The organism is Demequina mangrovi (genome assembly GCF_000759715.1).
Classification (GTDB): Bacteria; Actinomycetota; Actinomycetes; order Actinomycetales; family Demequinaceae; genus Demequina; species Demequina mangrovi.
The window spans coordinates 50,689-62,856 of record NZ_BBLU01000010.1 but is presented as its reverse complement, the minus strand read 5'-3'; the positions used below and the strand labels follow the sequence as shown (position 1 = coordinate 62,856).

Genomic DNA, 12,168 nt, shown 5'->3' with positions numbered 1-12,168 from the left:
GCTCGGGCTTGGGTGCCGGCTTGGGGCCGGGCTTGGGGGCGCCGGGCTTGGCCGCGGGCTTCGCGGCGGGCTTCGACGCGGGCGCGGGCGCGCTCGCGCCGGCGGCGGGCTTGGCCGTGGGGAAGGCGTCGCGCGCCTTCCGCACCACGGGTGCCTCCAGGGTGGAGGACGGACCCTTGACGTATTCGCCGAGCTCGTTGAGCTTGGTGATCAGGTCCTTGCTCGAGACTCCGAGCTCCTTCGCGATCTCATGGACGCGGGGCTTTGCCACTTCTCTCCTGTCTCGGCTCGACCAAGACAGGGTCGAGCCATCGTTACGGCTGGGTGCTCATCGTGAGCTGCTCATCGCTGGGCCATGGGCTTTCATCCCGTCTGATTCGATGGTGGGCACGGTCCACGCTAGCCGACCGCGAGGCCGGCGACGTCGAGCTCCGACACGCGCAACGCACGCGGCAGGGCCCGGCGCTTGAGCGCCTGCGCGAGACATGCCGGGTCGGGATGGAGCCATGCTCCCCTGCCCGGCATGCGGCGATGCTCGTCGACGACCGCGCGGCCGTCCACCTGCACCACTCGCACAAGGACCGACCGAGACGCCCGACCCCTGCAGCCGACGCACGTCCGCACCGGCTCCTGGGAGGCGGGGGCGGGGGCGCCGACGTCACGAGACGGATCTCTCGGCTGCACCAGTCTAGCGGTTCCTGCTCAGCGGCCGGAACCGGCGCGTCCGGGGACGTCCGGCTGCTCGTCCGAGCGGATGTCGATGCGCCACCCCGTGAGACGCGCGGCGAGGCGGGCGTTCTGGCCCTCCTTGCCGATCGCGAGCGAGAGGTGGAAGTCCGGCACCACCACGCGCGCCGCGCGGGCCTCCTCGTCGACGACCTCGACCGAGACGACGCGCGAGGGCGACAGGGCGTTGCCCACGAAGGTCGCCGGGTCGTCGTCCCAGTCGATGATGTCGATCTTCTCGCCGCGCAGCTCGCTCATGACGGCGCGCACGCGCGAGCCGACGGGGCCGATGCACGCGCCCTTGGCGTTGACACCGGGGACGGTCGCGCGGACCGCGATCTTGGTGCGGTGACCCGCCTCGCGGGCGAGGCTCATGATCTCGACGGTGCCGTCCGCGATCTCGGGGACCTCGAGCTCGAACAGCTTGCGCACGAGCCCGGGGTGGGTCCGCGACAGCGTGATCGACGGCCCCTTCTGGCCGCGGCCGATGTCGAGCACGTAGCCCTTGAGACGCTCGCCGTGGACGTAGACCTCGGTGGGCACCTGCTCGTGGGGAGGCAGGATCGCCTCGACGTCGCCGAGGTCGACGTGCACGTTCTTGGGGTCCGACGACTGCTGGATGACGCCCGAGACCAGCTGGCCCTCGCGGCCGGCGTACTCGCCCAGCACGGCATCGTCCCCTGCCTGGCGCAGACGCTGGAAGATCACCTGGCGCGCGGTCGACGTCGCGATGCGGCCGAAGTCCTTCGGGGTGTCGTCGAACTCCGGCAGGTCGGCGGCCTCCTCGCCCTCCTCCGCGTCCTCGCGCGCGAGGATCGTCACCTTGCCCGTCACGCGGTCGAGGTGCGCCCGCGCATGCCGGTAGGCGCCGGGGGTCTTGTGGTACGCCGAGACGAGCGCCTGCTCGATCGCGTCGACCAGCACGTCCAGACGGATGTCCTTCTCGCGCTCGAGGCCCCGCAGGGCCTGCATGTCGATGTCCATGTCCTACTTCTCTCCCAGCCTCTTGAGCTCCACGACGATGCGTCCCTCGCTGATCTCGCCCAGCGGCACCTGCTGCAGCTCGCCGTCGACGTCGAGCACGACCGTGTCGCCGTCGACGTCCTGGACGCGTCCGGTGACGGAACGGTCGGCGAGGCGGATCTCGACGAGCCGGGTGCGGGCGCGCAGGAAGTGGCGGCGCTCGGTGAGGGCTCGGTCGGTGCCGGGGGTGGAGACCTCGAGGACGTACGGCGTGGAGGGCACGTTCGCCTCGTCGAGCGCGGCGCCGATGGTGCGGGAGGCCTCGGCCACCTTGTCCAGGTCGGCGCTGCCGACCTCGGTCTCCGGCAGATCGACGGTCACGAGCACCCGCGAGCGCTTGCCTGCGGCGGTGACGTCCACCCCCTCGACGACAAGTCCGACCGCCTCCGCCGCCGGCGCGGCAAGCTCGATGATGCGGCTCGAGATGTCCATGGCATCGCCTCCCACGCGCGGCACGCGCTCCGTTCCTGAAATTCGGTCGGTCACATTCTAGGGCCCTCTCGGGGGCGTGTCATGATGGCGCCCATGACGCCGTCCCCGTCCCGCTGGATGCGCGGACTCGCGGCGGCCGCGGTGCTCGCGGTCGCGACGACCGGCTGCAGCTGGCGGCTCGAGACCCCGCCCATCCCGAGCCGCACGCCGACCGCCACCGTGGTGCTGCGGGACGACGCTGCGCTGCGCGAGCAGGCCGTGATCGACGCTGCCGACTCCTCCGAGGCGGGCGCGCTCGAATCCGCCCTGGCACCCGTGCGTCTCGAGGCGCTCGGCGGCGTCTACGTCCCCTATCCCTCCGCCTCCCCCGTGCCGTCGCCGACAGGCGAGCAGCCCTCCTTCGCGGAGGCGGTCGACGCCGCAATCGCGGACGCGCTCCGCGGGGCGGACGCCGCGCAGGACGAGGACCCGGGGCTCGCGGCGCTGCTGCGCTCGATAGCGCTGTCGCACGCCATGACGACCACCGTCGCCGACCTCGCGGGAGCCGAGCCGGGCGACCGCTCGCTGCCCGGCGGCGACGGCGTCCCGGACTTGGCGCCCGCGGAGGCCACCGAGGTCGACGGCGACGTGCTCGCCGCGCTCGCCCTCGCGCACGACGAGGCCGCGTTCACGTACGAGGTGATCGCTGCCCGCTCCGAGGACGAGGACGCGCGCGCCGAGGCGCTCACGCGTTCGCGGCTGCACGAGGACCGCGCCGCGGCGCTGCTCGCGCTGCCAGGGGTCGAGGACCGCCGGGAGACGCTCTACGACGTGCCGTCCGCCGGCACCGGCACCGCGGAGGAGCGCGCCGCGACCGCGCTCGCGCTCGAGACGGCCCTCGCGGAGGCGTACGCCGCGCTCATCGACGGCGCGAGCGCCCAGGACGCCGGGTGGATCCTCGACGCGGCCTACGACGCCTTCGCGCAGGCCGCCTCCCTCCCGGGCTTCGAAGTCGCGGACATCCCGGCACTGCCCGGCCTCAGCGTGTCCCGGTGAATCCGAGTGTTGCGTGCCGGGCGCGGGGCCAGACCAGAGCATCCTCGGAGTCGTCCGCGCTGGTGACGATGCCACCCGCGAGTCGCAGGCAGCGCAGTCCGCGCTGTCAGGGTCGGGACGGGCGCAGCGCGGCCCCGAGGGTCCACTGACACGCCGTGTAAGATTAGTCGGCCCGAGGTGGGCCGCGCGTATCGACGAACGGGAAGTGCAGTGCTGGGTAGACGTGTGAGGTTGAGGCTCGAGGACCTGGTATGGCCCCATCGGATGGATGTCGTGGCGCGTATCGACTTCCTCCGGCATGTCGACGCGGTGGGCGAGGCCGCCGCCTCGACGTGCTCCCTCTCGCAGCTCGCACCGCACGATCAGCAGGCGATGGGGCTCAACTTCGCCGTGCTCGCTGACCTTGACGCACGGTCGAGAGCGCTCGGTCGCCTACCGGCCGACCAGGTGCTGAAGGTCTCCGATCACGGCGGACCGCATGGTGCGCTCGCCGGACCCAGCAACGAAGCGCCTGTCGGCTCGATCGCGCCGCGCCGATACGAGCTGTCCGCAGGAGCCGACGCGGTGGCAGTCATGATCCGCCTCGGCGTCACCCACGCAAGGTTCGGCGTGGATCCCGCTGTGACGGCTGCCATCGACTACACAGCGTGGCTCCGCCGCCTCGGCATAGTGCTCGACGGCGAGGCTCTCACGGGCTGGGGCCCGTGGCCGAATGCGACCACCTCCGACCTCCACGCGGTGCTCTCGGACCCAGCCGAGGCGGCGTCCGATCCAGCCGTCAGCGAACTCCGTGCGCTCGTCGCAGAAAAGAGCGCGCAACTCGCGCGATACGAAGAGCGCATCGACCGGATCTACGACGCGGTCGGCGTCGCTCCTGGCACGCCGGCAACGGAGATGCCCAGCCGTGCGAGGCTGAAAGCGGAACCGCAAGGGAACCGCGATGGTCGCATCGCTCGCGGAGGCGCGCACGCCGCTGACGCTGTCTCCGGGCTGGACGCGCCCGCTCCTGTGCGCCGAGCCCCTGCGCCGGAGCAGGGGCGAGCGGCGCGCATTCGCGCCTTCGCCCGTTCAGGCGCCTTGGCGCGGCTCGAGAGGCTTCGCGCGACGCACCAAGGCGAGCGGTGCGTGATCATCGCCGACGGCGTCGGCCTGACCGATGCCGACCTCGACGCTCTCAGCTCTGAGACGACTTTCGCCACCGACCACTTCGTGCCGCAGTCTGAGCTCGTGGGGATGGCTCCGACATACATCTGCACGTCGACTCCGTCGGCTGTCGGGCGTGCGGCGAAGCGTGGCGCGACCGTCTTCGCCCCGTTCCTCGCTCAGGGGGACCACACAGGCGATCCGCATTGCGTGACAAGGGTGCTGCTCGCACAGCGCTCTGTGCGCATCGACGCCCAGGGCTCTGTCAACCTCAACGTTGCAGAACCTCTGCGGCATGGCCACACCGATGCGGTCACCATGGCACTGCCTCTCGCGCGCTTCATGGGCTTCTCTGAAGTGGTGCTGATCGGATGCGAGGCCGACGGCGAAATCCTCGGGTCCGTGCATGAGTCCCCGGGCAGCGCACTCTCACTCATGGTCACGGCGCTCGAACGCGACGGCATCCGCACCATCGTCGGGCACGCGGGCGAGGGTCTCCGAAGCATGCGTCCTAGGCAGCGAGGCAGCGTGGCGAGTCGATGAGCACGTCGAGCAGCATCCACATCGAGGCCGAGACCTGCATCGTGACGGTCGTCACCGATGACTTCTTCGCCGGGGGCGTGGTCATGCTGGCAAGCCTCCTGAAGCATCACCCCGACGACACCCATCCGATCCTGATTCTTCATCACGACGAGCGCGCACCTCTGACGGAGCTTCACCGCGAGGTACTGGAGGAACTCTCTCCACGGGTGCGTTGCATCGCGGCGGGAGACGCCGAGTTCTGGGTGGCGCGGGATCGGCTCGCACGGAAGCTCGGTACGCCTGCGCGGCTCACAGCGGCCTTCCTCATCCTCGAGGCGTTCCGTATCACGGGTCCGGCACGCGTGGTGACGCTCGACAGCGACCTGCTCTTCCTGCGCAGCTGTCGCGAGCTCTTCGAAACGACAGCCGACTTCGCCGCAGTTCGCGCCTTCGATGGCCAGGGCGACCTGCCGAAGAGCTTCTTCAACTCGGGAGTGATGTGCATCGGCTCCCGTCACCTCACCGGAACCACCTACAACGACCTGTTGCACTCGACCACCGTCGCACACCTGCCGCCCGGCACGGGCATGGCGGACCAGCTGCTGCTCAACGCGTACTTCGGCCCCGCGCGCAGGTCGTACCTCGACCCGAGCCTGAACGTCACCAAGCGTCACTTCCCCGACCGCTCAGGACCGATCGAGGAACAGTTCGCCGCGACGCCGACACGGGTGCTCCACTACGTGGCCGCCAAGCCGTGGCAGACTCGCGCCGAAGCGACGGAGGACACCTACATGTGCGCCGAAGCGCTCTGGCACGCCGCGCACGTGGAGGCATACGAGGCGTTGTCGAGGGGCACCCGAGAGCGTCTCCTCTCCCGGGGCTACTCCACGACGCTTGAGCTGAGCAAGCGCGCCCTCGGGGAAGGCCTGCGCTCGCGCTAGGTGTGCCCGCCGCGAGCGACCCCGCTCAGGCTCCCAGCGCCCCTCTGACGCGTGCGATCAGGACCTCCGCCGCATCGTCCACGGGCAGCGCCTCGCTGGAGCCCTCCGCGCGCACCTTGAGCTCGACCGTGCCCTCGGCCAGTCCGCGGCCCACGACGAGGATGTACGGTGCGCCGATGAGCTCGGCGTCCTTGAACTTCACGCCGGGCGAGACCTTGGGACGGTCGTCGTAGCAGACCTCGACGCCCGCGGCCTCGAGGTCGGCCGCGAGGCCCGCGGCGGCGTCGAAGACCGTCGCGTCCTTGCCGGTCGCGACCACGTGCACCTGGTACGGCGCGACGTGGATCGGCCAGCTCAGGCCCAGCTCGTCGTGGTTGTTCTCGGCGAGCAGCGCGACGGCGCGCGTGACGCCGATGCCGTACGAGCCCATCGTCACCACCTGCTGCTTGCCGTTCTCGTCGAGCACGCGCAGGTCGAGCGCCTCGGCGTACTTGCGGCCCAGCTGGAAGATGTGGCCGATCTCCACGCCCCGCGCGAGCTCGAGCGGGCCGGAGCCGTCGGGAGCCTCGTCGCCGTCGCGGACGTCGGCCGCCTCGAGGGTGCCGTCGCCGATGAAGTCGCGACCCATGACCAGGTCGAACACGTGCTTGCCGTGCGCGTTGGCGCCGGTGATCCAGCGGGTGCCGGGGACGATGCGCGGGTCGAGCATGTACGGGATGGTCGCGTCGTCCTCGGAGAGGAACGCGACGCCCTCGGGTCGGGCCTGCGGGCCGAGCACGCCGGGGCCGATGTAGCCCTTGACCAGCTCGGGGTGGGCCTTGAGATCGTCCTCGTTCGCGGCCTCGACGGTCGCGGGCGACAGGGCCGCCTCGAGGCGGGTCATGTCGACTTCGCGGTCGCCTGGCACGCCGACCACGAGCAATCCGCGCTCGCCCGCGGGGTTGGTCGTGGCGATCACCACGTTCTTGAGGGTGTCCGCGGCGGTCCACGGCCGGTCCTCGCGCGGGTGGTTGGCGTTCGCGGAGGCCACCAGGGTCTCGATGGTGGGCGTGTCGGGGGTGTCCTCCACGTGCGCCGCGGGCGCATCGGTCCAGTCGATCGCGGCGGGTGAGGGCGTGGTGACGGCCTCGACGTTGGCCGCATAGCCGCCGGGCGAGCGCACGAAGGTGTCCTCGCCGACCTCGGTGGGCGAGAGGAACTCCTCCGACTTGGAGCCGCCCATCGCGCCGGCCTGCGCCTGCACGATCACGTACTCGAGGCCGAGCCGCTCGAAGATGCGGATGTAGGCCGCGCGCTGCGCCGCGTACGACGCATCGAGGCCCTCGTCCGAGATGTCGAACGAGTAGGAGTCCTTCATGACGAACTCGCGACCGCGCAGCAGGCCTGCGCGAGGACGCGCCTCGTCGCGGTACTTGGTCTGGATCTGGTAGATCGTCAGCGGCAGGTCCTTGTACGAGGAGTACAGGTCCTTCACCAGCAACGTGAACATCTCCTCGTGCGTGGGCGCGAGCAGGTAGTCGCCGCCCTTGCGGTCCTGGAGGCGGAAGAGGTTGGGCCCGTACTCGGTCCAGCGGCCCGTCGCCTCGTAGGGCTCGCGCGGCAGCAGCGCCGGGAAGTGGACCTCCTGGCCGCCGGCGGCGTCCATCTCCTCGCGCACCACGGCCTCGACCTTGGCGAGGACCTTGAGGCCCAGCGGCAGCCAAGTGTAGATGCCGGGGGCGGCGCGGCGGATGTAGCCGGCGCGGACGAGCAGCTGGTGCGACGCGACCTCGGCGTCGGCGGGATTCTCGCGCAGCGTGCGCAGGAAGAGCGTGGACATGCGAAGCATGGGGGCAATTCTATGGGCAGAGCCGCCGTCGGATCCGCCCTTGGAGGAGATACCGGGACCGGCGGGGGACGCTGGCGTGTTTGCACCGATATGCGACGCCGTTGTCCACGGGAGCGAGCAGTTCGAGCTCGCCACCGTACTGCGCTAGTGTCTGCTCAGTGAACACAGTTGGCTGGGCAGCGCCCAAGATGCGCGGGATCGCGCCAGGCCCGTGGGCGTGCTTCCTAGAGAATGAGGTCGTGCTCAACGGCACAGAGGTCCTCGGAACCATCTGGGTCGGTTTCGGCACGTACGTCAACCGTGGCGGGCTCATTCGGTCGTATGTGGAGATCGGCCGATACTGCTCGATCGGTCGGGGCGTGACCATAGGCATGGGCGTCCATGCTCTGCATCACCTCTCCACCTCCCCGTTCTTCAAGATTTCCGAACCGATGTCCCAATCTCATTTGGCCTCCGAGGACCCCAAACGCCGCGTCGTCGTGGGAAACGACGTGTGGATCGGGGACGACGTGAAGATCGCCTCCGGAGTCAGGATCGGGCACGGGGCCGTGATTGCTGCTGGCGCCGTGGTCACCAAGGACGTGCCGGACTACGCGATCGTGGGCGGAGTCCCCGCGCGATTGATACGCGAACGGTTCGACAAGGAGATCACAGATCGCCTGCTCGCGAGCCGTTGGTGGGAACTCGAGCCCGCAGTCCTGCGTGAACTCGTCGACGGCGATGTGAACGCCTCCCTCGATCGGCTCGAGCAGGCCGATCTGCCCCGAGCCGAGGCGAAGTACCGCCGATTCACGCCGCCTCCGGCGAAGTGATCTCGTCAGCTGGGGCGCGGGCCTGACTCACGCAGGACGCCCGCTGATCCGCGGAGCTCGTCCAGCTCGGATCAGCCGACAACTGGATGCCGCAGACACGCCGTTCGGGCCAACACCAACGCACCCAGTTGCGCCACGTGGGACGGACGCGGCGCGACGCACGAGTGTGAGGGGCAGGCCCGTGGCCTGCCCCTCACACTCGTGGGCCTGGTTGCGTTGCTGACCGATCACTGGGCGCGTCGCGCCCCGTCGACCAGCATCTTGATCCGCAGGTAGAACTGCCCCGCCATCGCGTCAACGTCTACCGCCGACGCAGTGCGCTGGCCTGCCGCGGAGAACGAACGCCAGACGATCGGGTCGTGGTAGACGGTGGAGATCGCCGCGGCAAGCTCGTCCGGCGATTCCACCTGCACGCCGCCGAGACTCAAGGTCTCGGACAGCGAGTGGGGCATGTGCCGATAGAAGACAGGCACGCCGAGCGATGCGGCCTCGACCGGCACCATCTCGAAGGTCAGCTGCCGAGCGAGCGAGACCATCGCCCTCATCTTCACGAGGCGGTCCGCCAGCCCGTGGTGCGAATAGGGCCAGATCTCGTCCAGCCCGAAATCGTGATCGAAACGCGGATTGTACTGCCGCAGCCCGATCAGCGGAACGCCGGGGAGGGCCTCGCGGATCGCGCCGATCCACTCCCGGGCGTCGCCCTCAATGATCCGCTCGTCGGAGAGCTTCGCGATGTCGCCGACGAACACGCCCCGCGTGCCGGCGAAGGTCGCGGTCGCCCCTTCTAGCGGCTGGATCGTCTTGGGCAGAGTGACGATGTTGTCGCGGATCGGTGCGAGCTCGGGCGTATCTCGTGCGGAGTTCGCGAAGACGAGCACCTGAACCAGGTCACCGTACTCGGCGATCCATTCCTGCATCTGCTCCACGATGAAGTTGGCACGGTGATCCGAAGCCAGCAGAGACAGGTTGACGAGGACCACCCGACCACGCGCGGCGTGGGTGCGCACCGTCTCGATCACGCGGGCGAAATCGGGCCGTTGCGGATCGCCGACATAGACGATCACCGCGTCCGCATCGACGCCGCCGAGGCCGATCGGATCACCGGTCTCGATGTCCGCGAGCGTCACCTCCGCACCGAACTTGCGAAGCACGTCTGCCATGAGGTGGCACGACTTGAGGATGCCGCCCTTCTTCCATCGCTTGCGATCCGTGCGACCGACGATCGCGACATTCATCGTGTCGCGCTTCACCGGCCGGAACGCGGAGAGATCGGGCCATGGCGCCCGCGCGGCGATCTCCTGCGTCACGATCTGGCGCATGTCGAGTCGACGAGCAGCGGTTCCCTCGTCGCGCCCCATGGACGCCGTCGAGATCGAGGGCGCCTCCGTGTCGAGCGGATATGCGAGCTTCTTCTCGTGCTTGAGCACCACCAGGCCCACGCCCTGCTCACGTGCGTTGATCGCGAACCACACATCGGCCATGTTCGCGACCGGCATGTCGGACATCGCGAAGTCGATGGTCGACGTGTGGAACCCCGTCGCACCGGTGCCAAGCAGATGAACGGCGGTGTCGTGCGGACGATGAGAGTAGAACGCGAAGACACGGCGGGAGCCGGAATCGTAGTAGTTCTCGAACGGCTCCTTGAAGACCGAGCCATGCCACCCGACCACGCGTGCGCGGCCGTACCGCTCGATGCCGTCGACGATCGAGTCGACGTAGTGGCGCGGATAGTGGATGTCGTCGTCGCAGGTCAGGTAGTACCCGGTGAATCCCTCGAGGAACATGAACTTGCCACGATCGCCGAGGTCCTCTCCCGTGAAATAGCGCACGTTATCGTAGAGCGGGATCGACGCGGGCGGCTGAGCCATGTCGTTGAGCCAGACGAACACCTCATCCGCCTGCGGTGCGAGGCTCGCCAAGGCAGCCGCCAGGCTCTTCTCCCTGCCGGGCATGGTGGCCATGCCGACACGCACGCCGTCGCGGTTGGCACTCCGGGTCACCTCGCGAGCGGAGCCCGCGCCAGTGGTCTCCAGTGGACCCGGGCGTCCGGCGACCTCGCTGGGGAGCCCGGCACCCCGGACGGCGCTCTCGTGATCCCATGCATGAGGTACCGCGACCGACATGACGCGCGAAAGGCTGGTGAACGCAGCCTTCCAGGTCTCGACCTCGGTGTCCTTCTCCTCCCGCACCCGCTTGACGTCGCCGAGCAGCGCTGCGATCTGCTCGGTCGCCGCGACGTTGCGCTCGATCGCGTCCTTCAACTGGGCACCGACGCGGCCCGTCATATCGCGACCGCTGCGCACCTCCCGGCCCAGGGTGAAGAGGCTGTCCGCCGAGCCCTGGCCGATCACAGTATCCACAGCGTGAGCGTCGAGGGTCGCTCCCGGTGCGGCCCAGATCACGTTGCGGGAACGGCCACGAATGGCCACCTCGCGGTAGCCGAATGCGTTCAGGAAGCCGGCGATCGCCCGGGTGTGCGAGGGGTCGTGAGCCTCGGTGACGATCACGGGACGACAGCGCCCGATGGTCCGCTCCAGCCCGCGAAGGACATCAGGCTCCATACCCTCGACGTCGACCTTGACGAGCGACACCTGCTGCTCACCGACAAGCTCGTCGAGGATGACGCTTTGGATGTCGCCCCCTGCAGCTCGGGTCGCGGCCATGGTGCCGAGGTTGCCGTCGAGGTTCTGGGTCAGCTCGTAGGAGTGGTGGCCGTCCGAGGCAAGGGCCGCCACCACCTCGACGCGCTGATCGAGTCCGTTTTCCGCGACATTGCGGCGCAGCAGCTCGATGTTCGGCCCATGCGGCTCGACAGCGAAGACCTTCGCCTCGCTGAACGCCTCCGCGAGGTACACCGTGTGGTTGCCGAGATTCGCGCCGACATCGATGATGGCGCCAGGCGCAAGCGGGAGGCTTGCGACGAACTCGAGAAGGTCGCCCTCGTAGAACCGACGGTAGCTACGAACGGTCTCGAAGACGTATTCGCCGACGTACCCCGAGAGCGTCAGCTCCCGATCCGCGAACGGAATTTGCACAGATGCGACGTCAAAACGGTCACTCATACATCGGCCTCAGCGGTCGCCCGACCCGGCGCCGGCTGCGCAAGTCCGTGGGTCCGGACGAAGATCTCGGTGCTCACCGCACGCTGGGCATCGACAGCCTGCGCCGTAAGGTTGAGGCTGCGCTTCACCGTGCGCAGCGCCTCCGCGTTGTCGCCAACCTTCCGCTCCATCCGCTCGTTCGCGTCGGACAGGCGCTTCACGCGGCGCGAAGACTCCCGATGGAACCGCTCAGCGTTCCTGCTCGACCGTTGCAGCTGCCGGATCACGAAGTGCGCGAGCAGCGACGAGTGAACCGCGAGGAGCGCGATGCCCACGGCAATCCCCCACGCTGCGTCAACGAAACCGACGAGTCCAAGGGTTGCGGCGACCGTCGCAACTGCCGAGGCCCCGATGACTAGACGTGGTCGCATGGGTGTTTCCTCCGTGGTGTCGGGCCCGCGCAGTGCGGGCGTTCAGGTGTAGCTGTGAAAATCATCGACATCTGCGCTGTATCGCGACGCATGGCCCCATGGCAGCTGACACCGAGTGCCGAACTATTCTAGCCCGGTGCACACGGCCGACCGGGCCGCGTCGGGTTTCGAGGCTGCGTGACCCTCGCCGACACATGCGGTGCTCGTGAACCACCGCAAGGATTCGCGCCACGA

The 12,168-nt window shown here is 69.1% G+C and carries 11 protein-coding genes; 4 read left to right on the top strand and 7 right to left on the bottom strand.

All coding sequences use genetic code 11. The features are described from left to right. From TR42_RS10015 to rimP, 4 genes are all read right to left on the bottom strand, one after another. On the bottom strand, window positions 1–271 hold a 271-nt coding region (locus tag TR42_RS10015; RefSeq protein WP_042215421.1), incomplete at its 3' end, for a translation initiation factor IF-2 N-terminal domain-containing protein. Between the two features lie 128 nt (window positions 272–399). Further along, window positions 400–624, bottom strand: coding sequence for a YlxR family protein (locus tag TR42_RS15340; RefSeq protein WP_042215443.1), 225 nt, complete (start codon window positions 622–624; stop codon window positions 400–402). A 78-nt stretch (window positions 625–702) separates the two neighbouring features. After that, window positions 703–1,710, bottom strand: coding sequence for a transcription termination factor NusA (nusA, locus tag TR42_RS10005; RefSeq protein ID WP_042215419.1), 1,008 nt, complete (start codon window positions 1,708–1,710; stop codon window positions 703–705). A 3-nt stretch (window positions 1,711–1,713) separates the two neighbouring features. Next, a complete protein-coding gene (gene rimP / locus TR42_RS10000; protein WP_042215441.1) occupies window positions 1,714–2,181 on the bottom strand; it encodes a ribosome maturation factor RimP in 468 nt (155 codons plus the stop codon). A gap of 93 nt (window positions 2,182–2,274) precedes the next feature. Between rimP and TR42_RS09995 the strand changes: the two genes are divergently transcribed. From TR42_RS09995 to TR42_RS09985, 3 genes are all read left to right on the top strand, one after another. Continuing rightward, window positions 2,275–3,216, top strand: a complete 942-nt coding sequence (locus tag TR42_RS09995) for a DUF4439 domain-containing protein (protein ID WP_042215418.1) — start codon at window positions 2,275–2,277, stop codon at window positions 3,214–3,216. Window positions 3,217–3,489: 273 nt separating this feature from the next. Beyond that, the gene (locus TR42_RS09990) at window positions 3,490–4,902 is read left to right on the top strand and encodes a hypothetical protein (RefSeq protein WP_143058971.1); all 1,413 of its coding nucleotides are present in this window, start codon (window positions 3,490–3,492) and stop codon (window positions 4,900–4,902) included. Further along, entirely contained in the window at window positions 4,899–5,822 is a 924-nt protein-coding gene (locus tag TR42_RS09985; RefSeq protein ID WP_042215414.1) for a glycosyltransferase, read from the top strand. The genes TR42_RS09990 and TR42_RS09985 overlap by 4 nt, the downstream gene beginning before the upstream one ends. 25 nt (window positions 5,823–5,847) lie before the next feature. On the opposite strand, the gene TR42_RS09980 is transcribed toward TR42_RS09985, so the two are convergent. Then, window positions 5,848–7,641: a proline--tRNA ligase gene (locus tag TR42_RS09980; RefSeq protein ID WP_081953309.1), complete on the bottom strand. Its 1,794-nt coding sequence runs from the start codon at window positions 7,639–7,641 to the stop codon at window positions 5,848–5,850. Window positions 7,642–7,889: 248 nt separating this feature from the next. Here TR42_RS09980 and TR42_RS15410 point away from each other — a divergent pair, with 248 nt between their 5' ends. Then, window positions 7,890–8,462, top strand: a complete 573-nt coding sequence (locus TR42_RS15410; RefSeq protein ID WP_042215411.1) for a CatB-related O-acetyltransferase — start codon at window positions 7,890–7,892, stop codon at window positions 8,460–8,462. Between the two features lie 227 nt (window positions 8,463–8,689). Here the strand turns inward: TR42_RS15410 and TR42_RS09970 are convergent, their stop codons facing one another. Continuing rightward, the gene (locus tag TR42_RS09970; RefSeq protein ID WP_081953306.1) at window positions 8,690–11,524 is read right to left on the bottom strand and encodes an FkbM family methyltransferase; all 2,835 of its coding nucleotides are present in this window, start codon (window positions 11,522–11,524) and stop codon (window positions 8,690–8,692) included. Then, window positions 11,521–11,838 (bottom strand): hypothetical protein, encoded by a 318-nt coding sequence (locus TR42_RS09965; protein WP_143058973.1) that lies wholly within the window; start codon window positions 11,836–11,838, stop codon window positions 11,521–11,523. The genes TR42_RS09970 and TR42_RS09965 overlap by 4 nt, the downstream gene beginning before the upstream one ends. Window positions 11,839–12,168: the final 330 nt, after the last annotated feature.

What these genes read in the sequence shown, in the direction of transcription:
- TR42_RS09995 (WP_042215418.1), top strand. Translation starts at nt 2,275, where the DNA reads ATGACGCCGTCCCCGTCCCGCTGGATGCGCGGACTCGCGGCGGCCGCG.
- TR42_RS09985 (WP_042215414.1), top strand. Translation starts at nt 4,899, where the DNA reads ATGAGCACGTCGAGCAGCATCCACATCGAGGCCGAGACCTGCATCGTG.
- rimP (WP_042215441.1), bottom strand. Translation starts at nt 2,181, where the DNA reads ATGGACATCTCGAGCCGCATCATCGAGCTTGCCGCGCCGGCGGCGGAG.
- TR42_RS09970 (WP_081953306.1), bottom strand. Translation starts at nt 11,524, where the DNA reads ATGAGTGACCGTTTTGACGTCGCATCTGTGCAAATTCCGTTCGCGGAT.
- TR42_RS09980 (WP_081953309.1), bottom strand. Translation starts at nt 7,641, where the DNA reads ATGTCCACGCTCTTCCTGCGCACGCTGCGCGAGAATCCCGCCGACGCC.
- nusA (WP_042215419.1), bottom strand. Translation starts at nt 1,710, where the DNA reads ATGGACATCGACATGCAGGCCCTGCGGGGCCTCGAGCGCGAGAAGGAC.